Genomic DNA, 16,553 nt, shown 5'->3' on the forward strand with positions numbered 1-16,553 from the left:
TGTCTAGGGCCGTTGGTATAACTGGTCTCCGTGTTGATCGAGTAGGTCGTCGCCTTGGGAGTGGTGTGGCTGAAGAAGGGCTGGATGAACGTCGCGCTGACGTCGCCGCGCGTGTCCTTGCCGGCGAACGACCAGATGTGGTTGGCGAGGAAGCCGAACGTCGTCTGGTGCGATTGCTTGAGAACCAGCGCGGTCGGCCCCGCCCCCCACTTGCCGCCGCCGAGCAGCCTGTCGGTCGCGCTGGGATAGAGCATCGCCGGCCCCACCCCCCAGACGATCCCGCCGGGCCCCGGAGCCTTGGGCGAGAAGAACAGGCTCTGCAGGGTGTCGCCCAGCCCGAACTCGCTCTCGCGCGGTGCCGAGATGTCGTCCTGTGCGATGACCGGCAGGATGGTGCGCACGATCATGTTCCAGTCCGCGCCGATGCTGACCGGGATAACCGGCTGGATGTTCAGCGTCGACTTCACGCCCTCGCCGCGCGGGCCCGCGCCGAAGTCGATGTTCTCCTGGAACGGCACGCTGATCAGCGAAGCCACCGGGTTGGACAGCTTCTGCGCGAGATCCTGGTCACCCCCGGCTGGCGGCGGGCCCGAGGTGATGGTCGGCGGGGAGGCGGGTTCGGCCTCCTGTGCACCGACGCCCGCGGGCAGCGCCGCAAGCGCCATGACCGAGGCGAACGCGGCGAAACACGGTATCCGGCTGCTCATTGCCACTCCCGAAGTCAGGGTCGATCCCGGGATCGTACCGGTGCGGGGGACCACCGGAATCGGGGAAAACCCGAGCATTCCCCGCGTCCGCTCCCGCACGCCTTGCGGAGAAGGGATTTTGCCCGGCGGCGCAGACGACCTTTCCGCCTGGGCCAAGACTGGCTTATTGGCGAGTTTGCCCAGCCCTCCCGCGCCTGCCAAGCTGGCTGCCGGCATACGGGAGAGAACGATGCAGGCAGTCTGGTACACCGAGAACGGCGGCCCCGAGGTCATGTCCTTCGGCACGCTTCCCGATCCCGAGATCGGCCCGGGGACCGTGCTGATCCGGGTCGAAGTCATCTCGGTCGAGGGCGGCGACCTGCTCAACCGCGTCCACACCCCGCCCTCGCGCGTGCCGTTCGTGCCGGGCTATCAGGCCGCCGGGACGGTGATCGCGACCGGCGCCGAAGTGACGCGCTTCCGCGAGGGCGACCGGGTCGTCGGCTTCAACTGGCACGGCAGCCACGCCGAGCTGTTCGCCGTCGCCGAGCATCACTGCTACCCCGTTCCCGGCGGCATGGACCTCGACCTCGCCGCCGTGGTCCCGATCGCCTTCGGCACCGCCTACGATGCGCTGTTCACTTACGGCGGGCTCAGGGAAGGCGAGACGGTGCTGGTGCAGGGCGCGGCGGGCGGCGTCGGACTGGCGGCGGTGCAACTGGCCGCGCAGGCAGGCGCCACGGTCATCGGCACCGCGTCGAGCGCAGAGCGCCTCGCCCTGGTCGAACCGCTCGGCCTGACCCACGGCATCGACTACCGCCGCGAGGACATCGCCGCGCGCTGCAAGGAGATCACGCAGCGCAAGGGCGTCGACCTCGTGCTCGACCTCGCGGGCGGCCAGGGCAAGGACGCACTCGTCGAGGCGCTGCGCGGGCACGGCCGCTACGCCGTGATCGGCGCGGCGGAAGGCACGCTGCCCAGTTTCGGGTTCTTCGAGATGATCCGCAAGGCAATGCAGGTCACCGGCATCTCGTTCGGCCGCGACATGCACACGCCCCGCGTCCACGCCCTCCTCGCCGACCTCATGGCGCGCGTCCACGCGGGCGATCTGGTCATGCCGATCGCGCGGGAATTCGCCCTGTCGGAAGCGGTCCAGGCACACCGCTTCGTGGCCGAGGGGCATCCGTTCGGACGAGTGCTGATGCGGCCTTGACGCCGCAGCGTCGTCCCAGCGCAGGCTGGGCACCTTGGAGGCACTACCTCGCGATCGGCCGCTGCGGCGGCCTTGCCAGCGGTCCCGGATCAAGTCCGGGACGACGATTGTCTCAGATCGTGTCCGGATAGACCGGGCGGATATCGACCGGCAGCGTTCCCATGGCGGCGATGGCGGCCTCGGCCTCGGCATCGAGCTTCGCCCACTTGGCCATGAATGCCTTGGTCCCGGCATAGTCGCCGTTCGCCTGCAGCATCAGGATGTCGTGGAGCAGCGCCTTGAGCCCTGCCTCCATCTTCGCGTCGTCCACCACGTAGCGCTTCGCCGCAGCGTCATAGGTGAACGCCCCATGCGCGCGCAGGTAAGCATATTGCAGCGCCGCCCCTTGCCCATGGGCCTCGACCGCGCCGAAGCGCACCGCGCGGAAGATGCCGGTGAAGTAGGTGGCGAAGAGCTGCGGGCGCTCGGCGGCGGGAAGTTCGCCCTTCTGCATCATCAGCAGGATGTTCCAGACCCCGGCCACGTCGGCCTTGGCCTCCTCCAGCGCCGAGTTCTGCTCCTTGAGCGCCTTGTCTACGGTCGTCTTCTCGCCGTTCACGACGATCGAGCCCGGCCCGAGGCTGTGCGACAGCTCGTGGAACAGCGTCTCGTACTGCATGTAGCTCTTGGCGACGAGCGACGCCTGGTCTGCCTTCAGCACCAGCGGCCCCATCGGCTGCAGGATGCGCTCGAACTTGGCGCCCAGCACGTTGGAGAGGATCACCTTCTTGGCGCCCTTGGCCTCGCGCACGCGCTCGTCGTTGGGCAGGTTGAAGGCGATGGTCTGCGAGCCGGGCACGTTATCGCCGCCGCCGCGCACCTGCTCGGCCACCGCGATCGGGCTCTCGAAGCCGCGCGCGAAGTTCTTGTAGCGATCCTCGATCGGGAGGTTCGCCTCCATGTCCTTGAGGTAGTTCTTGTACTTGGCGAGCGCGGCGGATTCTTCCGGGTCCTTGAGCGTGACGAAGCTCTCGAACGAGGTCTTCGCTCCCATCAGCCGGTCGGTGTAGACCTCATACGGCCCGATCGCGACTTCGATCGGCGTGCCCGCCAGGTCCATCCACGCCAGCTCGCTTGCGTAGTAGTCGTCGGTCATGAAGGCCTTGGCGCGCAGGCTCAGGAACTTCTTGAGGCTCGCGTTGCTGGTGCGCGCGGCGGCCTGTTCGAGCAGCTTCGAGGCGGGCTCCAGCCACTCCCGGTACTCGACCGAATAGGGCACCGCGACCAGCTTCTCGCCCTCGCGCCGGACCACCGTATAGGGGCTGAGCAGCGCCGCCTTCTCGTCCGGATGCGCGGCGACGTAGGCGTCCAGCTGCGCGCGCGTCAGGTCCTCGGGGTAGAAGCCCGCGCCTTCGGGCATCGGCGTCGTGCCCCAGAACGGGTGGAGGTCGGCCATCTCGTCCCACGGGCCGAAGTTGCGGTCGAACATCTCGACCAGGAGGTCGCGGTCGGCGCGACGGTTCATCGAGACGGCGCGGCGGACCTGCGGGTTCTCGGCGTAGCGCTGGCGCAGGTAGACCTCGCTCATCAGGTCGGACGCCTTGATGAGCAGGTTGACCACGTCGCGCTCCTCCGGCGTCAGGAAGGCGGTGTCGACGTCCATCGGGATCGTCGCCAGCTTGGCCTTCTGCGCGGCGAGGTCGTAGTCGGGCTGGGCTTCCACAGCGGCACTTTCGGCAGGCGCGACGGGCGTGGACGCAACCGAACCGGACGGCGCGGCCGCGCAGGCGGTGCTCGCCAGCAGCAGGGCAGCGGGGGAAAGGCGCTTGAAGGTGATCATGGGGGGCATCCGTCGCATGGTGTTTGCACCCAGCCTAGAGCGATGGGCGCAAGGCGCAACCCCGCTGCGATGCCGACGCCGCCTCAGATCGGATCGAACTCCAGGTGCAGTGCCTTCAGCGCGCGCAGCACGTAAGTCGGCTCGTACTCGAAGACATGGGCCCCCGCCGGGCCATGGTGCGCCTCGGAAAGACGGATGTTGCCCATGCGCGCGAGCAGCCGCTCGATGCTGACCACCACCTCGCGCCGGGCGAGCGGAGCGCCGATGCAGGTGTGGGCGCCGCGTCCGAAGGCAAGGTGCTCCTTGATGCGCGGGCGGTCCATGTCGAAAGTGCCGGGATCGGGGAAGCGCGCGGGGTCGCGGTTGGCGGCCATGTGGCTCATCAGGATCGGCGTGCCGGCCTTGATCTCGACCCCGCCGAGCGTCGTGGTCTTGCGGCAGATGCGCCCCCCGCTCTTCACCGAGCCGTCGAAGCGCAGGAGTTCCTCGATGAAGTCGGCGATCCGGGCGGGGTTCGCGCGCAGTTCCGCCTGGATGTCGGGCCGCGTGGCGATGACCTTGAAGCCGTTGGCGAGCAAGCGGTTGGTGGTGTCCTGTCCCGCCCCGAACAGGAACGCGGCGAGGCCGGTGAGGTCGACCAGCGAGGGCTTGCTGCCGTCCGGATAGACCGCCTTCGCGAGATCGCTGAGGATGTCTTCCTGCGCCAGCAAGGCCCGCAGCGCCCGGTGATTGGCGATGCGGCGCCAGGCGATCATCTTGAAGAGGTCCTTGCCCACGCCCACCAGCGGATTCTTCATCATGTCCTCGGGACTGGCGTCCATCGGCACCGGCAGCGCGCCTTCGAGCAGGCCCCGGAACTTGGTGCGCGTGCCTTCCGAAAGCCCCAGCAGGTCGGAGATCACGAGCGCGCCGTAGGGACCGCCGTACTGGCGCACGATATCGACCCGGCCGTCGGCATGGAACTCGTCGATCAGCCCTTCGGCGGTGGCCGCGAGCTGCGGCTGCAACTGCTTGAGCCGGCTCGGCGTGAACAGCCGCGAGAGGATCGAACGCAGGTCCGCATGGCGCTGGCCGTTTTCGGCGACGATCTGGTCGGCGAAGGCGATCTGCCTGCGGTGTTCCTCCAGAGCCTGCGAGATGTCGTCACCCTCGGGCGTGAAGGGCAGTTCCACCAGACCGCCGGTGACCGCGTTGATCTCGGAGAAATGCTCGGTGTCGAGCATGAGCTGCACGGACTCCTCGTACCCGACCACCGCCACCGCATTGCGGTACGGCAGCCGCACCACCGGCCCCTGCGCGCGCAGGTGGTCGAAGTAGGCGTGGGGGTCGTCGACCAGCGAAACGTCGGTGTACCAGTCGGCCTTCTCGTAGGACACGCGTTCTCTCCCGTGACGCTTATGATCCTCTGTGTATCGTATTTTCCCGGAAGATCAAGGTCCCTGCTCCGTGCTAGGGGAACGCGATGACGCCGATCACTCCCGCCCTCCCGCCCGCGCTCGACCTTGTCGGCATCGCCGTTTTCGCCCTTTCCGGTGCCCTTGCCGCCGCGCGTCTGCGGCAGACATTCGTGACAGTCGCCTTCTTCGCGCTGATCACCGGGGTGGGCGGCGGATCGCTGCGGGACCTGCTGATCGGCGCGCCGGTGTTCTGGGTCCATGACCGCTTCGTCGCCCCGGTCTGCCTCGCCGTCGCGCTGGTCGCGTGGTTCACGCCGGTGCGCTGGTGGGAAGGCCGGCTGCTGGAATGGGCCGACGCGCTGGGCCTTGCGGTCTACTCGGTGTTTGGCACGATCAAGGCGCTGTCGTGGGGCGTGCCGCCGGTGCCGGCGATGCTGATGGGCGTGGTGACCGGCTGCATCGGCGGCATCATCCGCGACGTGCTGGCGGGCCAGCCCTCGATCCTGATGCGGCCCGAGCTTTACGTCACCGCCGCCGCGCTGGCTGCCGGACTTGCGGGCGCGGGCATCGCGCTCGGCCTGTCTCCCGCGCTGACCTGGGCGCTCGCGGTGGCGGGAGGTTTCGCCCTGCGCGGCGCCGCGATCCACTGGTCGCTCGGCCTGCCCGCGCATGAGGGCGAGGACTGAGGCCCGCGCCTCAGATCATCGCGTGGCCATCGACCGCGACCGAGCGGACATGGCCGGTCTCATCGACGCTGCAGGCGTAGGGACTGCCGCTCTGCAGACGGCCCTCGACCGAGTAGCGCTCGCCCATGCGGCGCACGCCTTCGACCGAATCGACATGATTGTTGCCGCGTTCCAGCTCGGCCGAACAGGCATCGACAGCGCCGCCGAAGTTGCCCTGCGAGGTGCCGACAGGTGCGTCGTCGAGCGGCGGCGCATCGCCGTACCCCTGCTCGCCCACGGCGGGGCCGCCGGGATAGCGATAGGGCGCGGGCTCGTCGCCGCGGTCGTCGGAGGACTTCTTGTTCGCCGAGGTCGCGATCGCCACGGCCGCGCCGCCCACCAGCAGTCCGGCCAGCAGACTGCCCGCATCGACGCCGCCGCCGTCATGGCGGCGATGATGGCGGCCCCAGTCGTCGTAGCCGCCATAACCGCGCGCGAGGACGGGGGTAGCGGTCACCGAGAAGGCGCCAAGGATGGCGAGAGCGGCGGCGGTGCGCGAACGGAAGAACTGCATCTGTGAAAAGTCCAAGCCCCGGCGCGCACGGTTCGCGCCGCCTAATTCTACACGGGTAGCCCGCTCATGCTGTCGCGCCGCTGAACCGTTACGGCGTGGCCGGCGCGCCCTGTTCGCCCGCATGGGCGATTGTCGTCTCCGGCGGCAGTTGCAGCCCGGTCCACTGCGCGAGGAAGGCGAGGATGTCCGCCCCCTCCTCGATCGCCTTGTCGGTGGGCTTGCCCGAGCCGTGCCCCGCCCGCGTCTCGATGCGGATCAGGCGCGGCCGGCTGCCGAGGTTGGCGTGCTGGAGCGCGGCGGTGTACTTGAACGAGTGGCCGGGCACGACGCGGTCGTCGGTGTCGGCGGTGGTGACGAGGATGGCGGGGTAGTCCGCGCCCTCGCGGATGTTGTGGTAGGGCGAGTAGGCGCGCAGCACCTTGAAGTCCGGCTCGCGGTCCGGGTGGCCGTAGTCGTCCACCCAGTAGCGCCCGGCGGTGAAGCGGTCAAAGCGCAGCATGTCCATGACGCCCACCTGGGCCACCGCCGCCGCGAACAGGTCCGGGCGCTGGTTCACCACTGCGCCCACTAGCAGCCCGCCGTTGGAGCCGCCCTGGATGGCGAGGCCGTCCTTCTTCGCGATGCCTTCCTTCACGAGGAATTCGCCCGCCGCAACGAAGTCGTCGAACACGTTCTGCTTATTGGGCCCTCGCCCCGCGTCGTGCCACTCGCGCCCGTATTCCCCTCCGCCGCGCAGGTTGGCGAGCGCGAAGGCGCCGCCCGCCTCCAGCCACGCCATGCGGATCGAAGAGAAGCCCGGGGTCAGCGAAACGTCGAAGCCGCCGTAGCCGTAGAGCAGTGTCGGCACCGGCGTTTTGGCCTTTGCCACCGCGCGGCTGCGCACGACGAACATCGGCACCCGCGTCCCGTCCTTCGACGTGAAGAAGCGCTGGTCGACCACGTAGGCGCCCGGATCGTAGCACATCTTGGGAGTGGCGAAGGGAGCGGTGACGCCGCTCGCCAGGTCCATGCGGTAGATCGAGGCAGGGCAGTTGAAGCTGGTGAAGGCGTAGAACGTCTCGGGATCGCCGGGCCGCCCGCGAAAGCCCGAAGCGGTGCCGATGCCGTTCAGGCTCAGCGTCCGCCCCGCGCTGCCGTCGAGCGCCAGGATCTCGGCATGGCTGGCGGCATCGCGCATGTAGTTGAGGACGAGCTGGTCGCCGACGATGCCCGCGCGCTCGAGGATGTCCTCGCGCTCGGCGACGACCTGATGCCACTCGGGCTTGGCTTGGTCGAGATCGATCGCCATGAGCCGGTAGCGCGGCGCGCCCATGTTGGTCACGTACCACAGGCGGCGCCCTGCTCCTTCGACCAGCTTCCAGTCGTCGGCGAAACCGGTGACGAGCGGTGTCGCCTTCCAGCCATCGCGCTTCAGGCGCGAGAGGTCGATCACCCGCACTTCGTAGCGCGCATCGGTGCCGACGTGGCTGGTGATCAGCGCGAGCCGGCCGTCCTGCGTGACCTCGGCGGCGTGGCCGTAGTCGGGATGGTCGGGCGTCGCATAGACCAGTTCGTCCTCGTCCTGCGGCGTGCCGATGCGGTGGAAGTAGACCGCCTGGTCGTAGTTGCGACCCTGGAAGGCGGAGCCCTCCTCCGGCGCGGGGAAGCGCGAGTAGAGGAAGCCCTCCTCGCCCACCCAGGCGAGCGCGGTGAACTTCGCCCAGCGGATCTGGTCGGTGAGCGGCTCACCGGTCCGGACGTCGAGCACGCGCAGGATGCGCCAGTCGCTGCCGCCGTCCTGCACGCTGTAGAGGAGGTAGCTGCCCTTCTGCGACGGCTCCCACGCGTCGAGCGCGGTAGCGCCGTCGGTCGCCCAGGCATTCGGGTCGAGCAGGAGGCGGGGCTCGCCCGTCAGGCCCTTGCGCACGAACAGCTGCGCCTGGTTCTGCAGGCCGGAGTTGCGAGTATAGAAGTAACGCCCGCCCGCCTTCACCGGCAGGCCGAAGCGCTCGTAATCCATGAAGGCGCGGATGCGCTTCGCGAAATGCTCTCGCTGGGGGAGCGCGGCAAGGTAGCCTTCCGTGACCGCGTTCTCGCGTCCTACCCAGTCGGCGACTTCGGGCGCATGGCGCACGTCGGCCTCGAGCCAGCGGTAGGGATCGGCGATATCCTCGCCGAACAGGGTTTCGACGAGCGGATCGCGGCGGGTCTGGGGATAGGTGATGTCCGGCATGGGTCCTGCACAGATGGGCGCGCTCGCACAAAGCAGCAAGCCCCCGATCAACGCCCGCAGGCGATCCATGTGCGTACCCTCCCGGATCTATGCGATTTTTACTCGGCAGTTCTAGCAGATATGCAGGCCGGGAAAAGAGCGCCGAGGACTTCCCCGGGCCCGTCCGTCACCACCAACGAAAAAGCGGCCGCGAACCGAAGTCCGCGACCGCTTTTGCTATCCCGTGGGGGACGCCGTGGCTCAGGCCTCGGCGAATTCCTCGGCGTCGGCGTTCACCGGGCCCGAATCCTGGCCCTTGGCGGAAACGTCGCGGTCGACCAGCTCGATGATCGCCATCGGAGCTGCGTCCGAAGCGCGGATGCCGGCCTTGATGATGCGGGTGTAACCACCCTCACGGCCAGCGAAACGCTCGGCGAGAACTTCGAAAAGCTTCTTTTCCTGCGCTTCGTCGAGGATGCGCGCGTGCGCCAGGCGACGGTTCGAAAGACCGCCCTTCTTGGCGAGCGTGATCAGCTTCTCGAGGTAAGGACGCAGTTCCTTGGCCTTCGGCGTGGTGGTCTTGATCTGCTCGTGCTTGATCAGCGCGGCAGCCATGTTGCGCATGAGGGCGGCGCGATGGCCGGACTTGCGCTGCAGCTTGCGGCCACCCATTTTATGACGCATTTTCAATACTCCGTTCGTAGGGGGCCCGTGTCAGGTAGCCCGATCCTGGCAGCCGCTTGAGGGGGGCTGCCGATACCCTGAAAAGACATGATCCCGACCAAGGCCGGGATCATCTCCTGATTGATCAGCCCAGAAGCTCTTGCTCGAGCTTCTTGGCCATCTCTTCGATGTTCTCGGGCGGCCAGCCTGGGATGTCCATGCCGAGGCGCAGACCCATCGAGGAGAGAACTTCCTTGATCTCGTTGAGCGACTTGCGGCCGAAGTTCGGCGTGCGCAGCATCTCGGCTTCGGTCTTCTGGACCAGGTCGCCGATGTAGATGATGTTGTCGTTCTTGAGGCAGTTGGCCGAACGCACCGACAGTTCCAGCTCGTCCACCTTCTTGAGAAGGTAGCGGTTGAGCTGGTTGGTGTCGCTCTCTTCCGAGGACGACGTACCACCGGCAGCCATGCCGATCATCGGCGACTGGCCAACGGGTGCGATGTCCTCGAAGTGGACGAACAGCGCCAGCTGGTCCTGGAGGATGCGCGCGGCATAGGCCACGGCGTCTTCCGGGGTGACGGTGCCGTCGGTCTCGACGGTGAGGTTCAGCTTGTCGAAGTCGAGTTCCTGCCCGATGCGGGCATTGTCGACCTTGTAGCTGACCTGACGCACCGGCGAGTAGAGCGAGTCGACCGGGATAAGACCGATCGGCGCGTCCACGGGACGGTTCGACACGGCGGGGACGTAGCCCTTGCCGGTGTCGGCGGTCAGTTCCATGTTGAGCGTCGCACCCTCGTCGAGGTGGCAGATCACGAGGTCCTTGTTCATGACCTCGATGTCACCCGAGACGGCGATATCGCCAGCCTTCACCGCGGCCGGGCCGGTGGCGGAGAGCTGGAGACGCTTGGGGCCTTCGCCCTGCATCTTGAGCGCGATCTGCTTGACGTTCAGGACGATGTCCGTGACGTCTTCACGCACGCCGGCAAGCGACGAGAATTCGTGGAGCACGTTCTCGATCTTGATCGAGGTGATCGCGGCGCCCTGCAGCGAGGAGAGCAGCACGCGACGAAGCGCGTTGCCGAGCGTCAGGCCAAAGCCGCGCTCAAGCGGTTCGGCAACGAAAGTCGCCTTGAGCTTGGGGTCGGGTCCCGGCTTGATCTCAAGGCTGTTGGGCTTCTTGAGTTCCTGCCAGTTCTTGATGTTGACAGTCATGGACTTCCCCTGGGAGTGATGGCGGTTACGCCCCGAAGGCCTGGTGGAAAGGCCCGGGACGTTCCGAAGACGGGCGACGACCGGTCGTCGCCCGCATTAGCTCGATCAGACGCGGCGGCGCTTCGAGGGACGCACGCCGTTATGCGGAATCGGCGTGACGTCGCGGATCGAGGTAATCGTGAAGCCCACGGCCTGGAGAGCGCGCAGTGCGCTCTCACGACCCGAGCCCGGGCCCTTGACTTCGACTTCGAGGGTGCGGACGCCGTGCTCGGCGGCCTTCTTGCCGGCGTCGTCCGCGGCCACCTGAGCGGCGTACGGGGTCGACTTGCGGCTGCCCTTGAAGCCCATCATGCCGGCCGAGGACCAGCTGATAGCGTTGCCCTGGGCGTCGGTGATGGTCACCATGGTGTTGTTGAAGCTTGCATTCACGTGGGCGATGCCGCTCGTGATGTTCTTGCGCTCGCGGCGCTTAATGCGCTGGGGTTCGCGTGCCATGTTCGTGGTTCCTGTCGAAAAATCGCGTGGGAAAGCCGGGGGCCGACGGGCGGCCCGCGCAGCTTACTTCTTCTTGCCGGCGATCGGCTTGGCCTTGCCCTTGCGGGTGCGCGCATTGGTGTGCGTGCGCTGGCCACGGACCGGAAGGCCCTTGCGATGACGCAGGCCGCGATAGCATGCGAGGTCCATCAGACGCTTGATGTTCATCGCGGTTTCGCGACGAAGATCACCCTCAACGGTGTGCTCGGCGTCGAGGGTCTCGCGGATCTGGAGGACTTCGGCGTCCGACAGGTCCTGAATACGGCGGGCATGGTCGATGCCGAGCTTGTCGGCGATCTCGACGGCCTTGGTGCGGCCGATACCATGGATGTAGGTCAGCGCGATGATAACGCGCTTGTTGGTGGGGAGATTGACCCCGGCAATACGTGCCACTTAAGAAACTCCTGCTCCACAGGGGTCGATGGCGACCCCTATCTCAACGCTGTGAACACTCGGGGAACAAATGACAAAAGGTCCGGTTGGCGGAACTCGCGGGTGCTTTGAACACTGCGGTCTGGGCCTTCCGGACTTGCCGTTGCTATCGAGTGAAGGGGGCGCTTAGAATGATTCGGGCCGCCTGTCAACGGCCGGAGCGCCAACGAGCATCGAACGCCCGCCGAATGGACGGTGCGGGGAGCACGCCTGTGACGCATGTTTAACGCAAATCGTAGGGCCAGTCAAAGCGCGTGATGACCGCGCCCCGTCCCGAAATCTAACGCCCGCGAATCTTGCCGTCGCTCGGCGGCGGCTCGTCCGAAAGGGGCACGATGCCGTCGAGGGGCGGATCCGCCTGCACCGGCTCGGTCACGATCTCTGGACGGCTGGCCTGTGGCTCGGCCTCCGGCGCCCGCTCGCCCGTGGTTTCGGGCAGCGGGAACGCCGCTGAGAACGCGCCTCCGAGCTTTTCCGAGAGCCTGCGGACCTGCTCGCCCAGCATCCCGTCGACTGCCGGAGCGAGCTTCTCGAACGGGGTGCGCGTATAGCCGCCGACCACGTATTCGAGCAGGACCTGCGTCCCGCCCTTCTCGTCCGCCTTGAGCTGGATGGTCAGCGTCGCCATCGCCGCGTCGGCCTGCAGCGGCCCGAGCGCGCCCACCATGCGCAGCGCACGCGGCCGCTCCACGTAGACGACCCGCATGTGCTCGACGGTGCCGCGCGGCGCCGACTTGGGCGAGGCCGGGTTGGGCAGCATCTCGCAGAAGCAGCCCCCTGCCCGCGCATCGATCGAGAGGTTGGCGGCGTCGGTGGACCAGGTGTGCCTGGAGTCCCACCAGACCGAAGGCTTGATCAGGACCGCCCAGGTTTCCTCCGGGGGTGCCGATACGTCGACGAGGTGGCGGACGACGAAGCCCTGCGCGGAAACCTGCGCCACCTTGGCGCCGGCGGCGACGGGCGCCAAGGCCAGCGCCGATGCGGCGAGCGGGGCAAGCGGGAATACGAGAGCCTTCATCAAGACCTACCCCTGCCCGCCCCTACGGCCGGCGATACTGCCAGAAAGACGTCGTCAGGAAGACGGGGCGAGGATGGCCTCGATCGCCGCCGTCACTTCGTCCATGTCAGCCATGCCATCGACCTTGCCGACGATCCCGCGCGCTTCGTAGACCGGCAGGATCGGCGCGGTCTTGGCGCGGTACTCGGCCATGCGCGTGCGCACGGTCTCGGCGTTGTCGTCGGGACGGCGCTTGAATTCGTGCCCTCCGCACTTGTCGCAGGTGCCCTCGGCCTTCGGCTTCTCGAACGTGTCGTGATAGCCCTTGCCGCAGGTGGCGCAGGTGAAGCGGCCGGTGATGCGCTCGACCAGCGCGTCCTCGTTCACTTCGAGCTCGATGACGTGGTCGAGCTTGCGACCGCGTGCGTCGAGGATGGCGTCGAGCGATTCGGCCTGCGCTTCGGTGCGCGGATAGCCGTCGAAGATGGCGCCCATGTCCGGGCCCATCGCGTCCAGCTCGTCGCCGATCAGGGCGGAGACGATCGCGTCCGAAACGAGTTCACCGCGCTCCATCACGGCCTTGGCCTCGAGACCGGTGGGCGTGCCCGCCTTCACCGCGGCGCGAAGCATGTCGCCGGTGGAAAGCTGGCGCATGCCGTGCTTGTCCACCAGTCGCTGCGCCTGGGTCCCCTTGCCGGCCCCCGGCGGCCCAAGAAGGATGATATTCACGCCTTTACCCCCTCAATTTCGTTTCCGCGCCTCCCCGGCGCGGAACCTATTCAGCGCTGGCGGCCCTTCAGCTTCGCCTTCTTGATGAGATCGCCATACTGGTGTGCCAGCAGGTGCGACTGAATCTGCGTGATCGTGTCGACGGTGACGTTGACGACGATCAGAAGACTGGTGCCACCCATGAACAGCAGCGGCAAGCCCGTCATCGACAGGAAGTACTCAGGCACCGTGCACACGATGGTGAGATAGATCGCACCGATCACTGTGATGCGCGTGAGGACGTAGTCCAGATAGGTCGCGGTGTTCTTGCCCGGACGGATGCCGGGGATGAAGCCGCCGTTCTTCTTCAGGTTCTCCGAGGTCTCGTCCGGATTGAAGACGACCGCGGTGTAGAAGAACGAGAAGAAGATGATGCCGGCCGCGTAGAGCAGCATGTAGAGTGGCTTGCCGTGGCCCAGGTACTGGTTAAGCGTGACCACGACCTTGCCCATCGTCGAGTCAGGGCTCAGCGTGTTGCCGGCGAACTGGGTGATGGTGAGCGGCAGCAGCAGCAGCGAGCTGGCGAAGATCGGCGGGATGACGCCCGCGGTGTTGAGCTTCAGCGGCAGGTGGCTGCGGTCCGCCTGCATCATGCCGCGCTGGGTTGCGCGCTTGGGATACTGGATCAGCAGGCGGCGCGTGGCGCGCTCGCAGAAGCAGATCATCAGGATCATGGCGACCAGCAGCGCGATCAGGGCGATGATGAGCACGGTGCCGGTGTCGCCCGCCGCGTAGGCCTGGCCGACGTTGCTGGCGAAAGTCGGCATCTGGGCGACGATGCCGGCCATGATGATGAGCGAGACGCCGTTGCCGATGCCGCGCGAGGTGATCTGCTCACCCAGCCACAGCAGGAACATGGTGCCGCCGACGAGGCTGATGACGGCGCCGATGCGGAACATCATGCCCGGATCGACCACCGCCTGCAGGCCGCTCGACGCGCCGTAGGCCTCGAGGCTGACGGCAAGGAAGTAACCCTGCAGCGCGCAGAGGCCGACAGTGCCGTAGCGGGTGTACTGGTTGAGCTTCTTGCGCCCGGCCTCGCCTTCCTTCTTCAGCGCGACGAGCGCCGGATGGAGCGAGGCTGCCAGCTGCACCACGATCGAGGCGGTGATGTAGGGCATCACGCCGAGCGCGATGAGGCTCATGCGCGAGAGCGAGCCACCCGAGAAGGTGTTGAACAGGTCGAGGATGCCGCCCTGCGTCTTGCTGTAGAGCGATTCGAGGATCAGCGGGTTCACACCCGGCAGCGGCACGAAGCTCATGAAGCGGAAGACGATCAGCGCGCCGATGGTGAACCAGATGCGGTTCTTAAGCTCGGTGGCCTTGGAGAAGTTGGCCAGGCTCAGCGTACTGGCAATATTGTCGGCGCGGGAAGCCATGACGTTCTGGAAGCCTCGAATGATCTAATCGGATTCGCCCTTAGCGGCTGTGACCTGCCTTGTCGAACCTTGGTAAGGAAACTGGCCATATAGACATTCGCACGATGTCTGGAAGACCTTGACTGCGCGAAATGCACGGGTCTGTGCCACTTGCGCATCACTTTGCGCGTGTCACCGACCCCGGACAGCAAGAGAGGGCGAAGCGCCTGGCGCCCGCCCTCTCCTTTAGCTTGGGTCTGAAACCGGGCTCAGGCCGCGGCTTCTTCTTCCTTGGCGGGAAGGATGACCGAGCCGCCGGCCTTCTCAACCGCGGCAACCGCGCCGGCCGAAGCGCCGGCGACGTTGAAGGTGACCTTCGAGGTCAGTTCACCCTTGCCGAGCAGACGCACGCCGTCCTTGCCGCCACGGGCCAGACCGGCCGCCTTCAGCGCCGAGTGATCGACCACGCCCGCGATGTCGAGCTGGCCGGCGTCGATGACCTTCTGGACGAGGCCCAGGTTCACTTCAGCGTAGTCCTTGGCGAACTTCTTGTTCGAGAAGCCACGCTTCGGGATACGCATGTGAAGCGGCATCTGGCCGCCCTCGAAACCGGCGATCGAAACGCCCGAACGCGCCTTGGCGCCCTTCTGGCCGCGACCGGCGGTCTTGCCCTTGCCCGAGCCGATGCCACGGCCGACGCGCATGCGACGGTGACGGGCGCCTTCGTTGTCGCGGATGTCATTCAGTTTCATAATCGTGCACTCGCTTTCGCTTTGTTCGCGCTTGATGGGAAGCGGGCCCCTTAGAGCAACCGGCCAGCGTTGTCACCCCACCAATTGCCAGCAGCACGCACCGGCCTGCCCGCGGCATTTCCGCCCGGCGTCCCGGCCAGTTCATTCTTTTGCGCCGCAGCAAAAGCTGCCATCATCGCTGCAGCAACCGTGGAGCCTGCCGAATGCCCGAAGCCCAGCATCCCGTGCCTCGCGATCGGCCTGCCGGCAACGCGCCGGCGGGGCACATCGTCTCGCTCGACGGGCTGCGCGGCGTCGCGGCGCTCGCGGTCGTCTCGCTTCACTACGCATCGCTGCATGGCTACGTCGGCATCCTGCCCGGAGCCACGCTGGCGGTGGACTTCTTCTTCATGCTCAGCGGCTTCGTACTAAGCTTCGCCTATACCGCCAGGCTGAACGACCGCGCCTTTCTTCCGCGCTTCATGATGCTGCGGGTCATCCGTCTATGGCCGTTGATGACGCTGGGCGCCGTGCTGGGTCTCATCGCTCTACCGCTGGGGGGCGAGAGCTATCATGCCTCGTCGATGGCCCTCAATTTCTTCGGCCTGCCCACGCCGTTCGAACCAGGGCGCGGCGCCTATCTCCTGAACCCACCTGCCTGGTCGCTTTCATGCGAACTGGCGGTCAGCATCGCCTTCGGCATGGTCGCGCCCTTCCTGGGCCGCGTTGTCGGCTTGATCCTGGCAGGCCTCAGCGCCGTCCTGCTGTACCTGGCCATCTCAAGCGCGGGCACGATGCCGGTCTTCGAGAAATCGGTCCTCGGCATGGCGGGCCTCGCGGCCCGAACCGTCGGCCCGTTCGTGATCGGCGTCCTGCTGCAACGCCATGTCCGGCTGCGCGCGGTCAATCCCGAAGTCGTCGCCGTGGTGCTCCTCGCGACATTCGCGGTCACGCCCGGCACCGCCCCGCTCACCGTGGTGGCGATCGTCTATCTGGTATATCCCGCACTGATCGCCTGCGCCGCAGCGTCGCCCGTGACCCAGCGCATCATGCCCCTGGCGAGGTTCTCCGGCTTCATCTCGTTCCCGGTCTACGCGGTCCATTTCCCGCTGCTTCTGCTGCTGCGCCCGCTGCTGCCCGGCACCGGCCTGCCAGCCTACATCGCGACGATGGCGATCGTGGTCGCCGTCGCATGGTGCGCAGGAACCTGGTTCGACGAACCGGTGCGCAAGTGGATGCGTGTGCAACTCGACAGGCTCAGCCGCCCGCGCCAGAACCTTGCAGCGGAGACCGCGCCCGAGAAGGGCTGAGC

The 16,553-nt window shown here is 67.0% G+C and carries 16 protein-coding genes; 3 read left to right on the plus strand and 13 right to left on the minus strand.

Annotation, left to right across the window (positions count from 1 at the left end; genetic code table 11):
• Window positions 1-707, minus strand: a 707-nt coding sequence (locus tag PMI02_RS09830; RefSeq protein WP_036503242.1) for a hypothetical protein, incomplete at its 3' end; no start/stop codon positions are given.
• Window positions 708-936: 229 nt separating this feature from the next.
• Between PMI02_RS09830 and PMI02_RS09835 the strand changes: the two genes are divergently transcribed.
• Window positions 937-1,899, plus strand: coding sequence for a zinc-binding alcohol dehydrogenase family protein (locus PMI02_RS09835; protein ID WP_007682108.1), 963 nt, complete (start codon window positions 937-939; stop codon window positions 1,897-1,899).
• A gap of 112 nt (window positions 1,900-2,011) precedes the next feature.
• Here the strand turns inward: PMI02_RS09835 and PMI02_RS09840 are convergent, their stop codons facing one another.
• Complete coding sequence (locus tag PMI02_RS09840) at window positions 2,012-3,718, minus strand: hypothetical protein (protein ID WP_007682111.1); 1,707 nt, start codon at window positions 3,716-3,718, stop codon at window positions 2,012-2,014.
• An 83-nt stretch (window positions 3,719-3,801) separates the two neighbouring features.
• On the minus strand, window positions 3,802-5,094 hold the full coding sequence (locus PMI02_RS09845) for a cytochrome P450 (RefSeq protein WP_007682114.1): 1,293 nt from the start codon (window positions 5,092-5,094) through the stop codon (window positions 3,802-3,804).
• Between the two features lie 86 nt (window positions 5,095-5,180).
• Here PMI02_RS09845 and PMI02_RS09850 point away from each other — a divergent pair, with 86 nt between their 5' ends.
• Complete coding sequence (locus PMI02_RS09850; protein WP_007682115.1) at window positions 5,181-5,801, plus strand: trimeric intracellular cation channel family protein; 621 nt, start codon at window positions 5,181-5,183, stop codon at window positions 5,799-5,801.
• A gap of 10 nt (window positions 5,802-5,811) precedes the next feature.
• On the opposite strand, the gene PMI02_RS09855 is transcribed toward PMI02_RS09850, so the two are convergent.
• The 10 genes from PMI02_RS09855 to rplO all read right to left on the minus strand — a co-directional run bounded on the left by PMI02_RS09855 (window position 5,812) and on the right by rplO (window position 15,262).
• Window positions 5,812-6,354 (minus strand): hypothetical protein, encoded by a 543-nt coding sequence (locus PMI02_RS09855; RefSeq protein ID WP_007682116.1) that lies wholly within the window; start codon window positions 6,352-6,354, stop codon window positions 5,812-5,814.
• A gap of 88 nt (window positions 6,355-6,442) precedes the next feature.
• Entirely contained in the window at window positions 6,443-8,635 is a 2,193-nt protein-coding gene (locus PMI02_RS09860; RefSeq protein ID WP_007682117.1) for a prolyl oligopeptidase family protein, read from the minus strand.
• 171 nt (window positions 8,636-8,806) lie between these two features.
• Entirely contained in the window at window positions 8,807-9,229 is a 423-nt protein-coding gene (gene rplQ, locus PMI02_RS09865) for a 50S ribosomal protein L17 (protein WP_007682121.1), read from the minus strand.
• A 124-nt stretch (window positions 9,230-9,353) separates the two neighbouring features.
• A complete protein-coding gene (locus PMI02_RS09870) occupies window positions 9,354-10,421 on the minus strand; it encodes a DNA-directed RNA polymerase subunit alpha (RefSeq protein ID WP_007682122.1) in 1,068 nt (355 codons plus the stop codon).
• Between the two features lie 105 nt (window positions 10,422-10,526).
• Window positions 10,527-10,916, minus strand: coding sequence for a 30S ribosomal protein S11 (rpsK, locus tag PMI02_RS09875; RefSeq protein WP_007011846.1), 390 nt, complete (start codon window positions 10,914-10,916; stop codon window positions 10,527-10,529).
• 63 nt (window positions 10,917-10,979) lie between these two features.
• Window positions 10,980-11,348 carry a 30S ribosomal protein S13 gene (gene rpsM, locus PMI02_RS09880; RefSeq protein ID WP_007682125.1) on the minus strand — a complete coding sequence of 123 codons (369 nt, stop codon included), beginning with the start codon at window positions 11,346-11,348 and terminating at the stop codon, window positions 10,980-10,982.
• Between the two features lie 319 nt (window positions 11,349-11,667).
• On the minus strand, window positions 11,668-12,405 hold the full coding sequence (locus PMI02_RS09885; RefSeq protein ID WP_007682126.1) for a hypothetical protein: 738 nt from the start codon (window positions 12,403-12,405) through the stop codon (window positions 11,668-11,670).
• 54 nt (window positions 12,406-12,459) lie between these two features.
• Entirely contained in the window at window positions 12,460-13,113 is a 654-nt protein-coding gene (locus PMI02_RS09890; RefSeq protein ID WP_007682128.1) for an adenylate kinase, read from the minus strand.
• 50 nt (window positions 13,114-13,163) lie between these two features.
• Entirely contained in the window at window positions 13,164-14,531 is a 1,368-nt protein-coding gene (gene secY, locus PMI02_RS09895) for a preprotein translocase subunit SecY (RefSeq protein ID WP_007682129.1), read from the minus strand.
• Window positions 14,532-14,779: 248 nt separating this feature from the next.
• Window positions 14,780-15,262 carry a 50S ribosomal protein L15 gene (gene rplO / locus PMI02_RS09900; RefSeq protein WP_007682133.1) on the minus strand — a complete coding sequence of 161 codons (483 nt, stop codon included), beginning with the start codon at window positions 15,260-15,262 and terminating at the stop codon, window positions 14,780-14,782.
• Between the two features lie 203 nt (window positions 15,263-15,465).
• Between rplO and PMI02_RS09905 the strand changes: the two genes are divergently transcribed.
• Window positions 15,466-16,551: an acyltransferase gene (locus PMI02_RS09905; RefSeq protein ID WP_007682134.1), complete on the plus strand. Its 1,086-nt coding sequence runs from the start codon at window positions 15,466-15,468 to the stop codon at window positions 16,549-16,551.
• Window positions 16,552-16,553 lie beyond the last annotated feature (2 nt).

Origin of the sequence: Novosphingobium sp. AP12 (assembly GCF_000281975.1) — a bacterium.
GTDB lineage: Bacteria > Pseudomonadota > Alphaproteobacteria > Sphingomonadales > Sphingomonadaceae > Novosphingobium.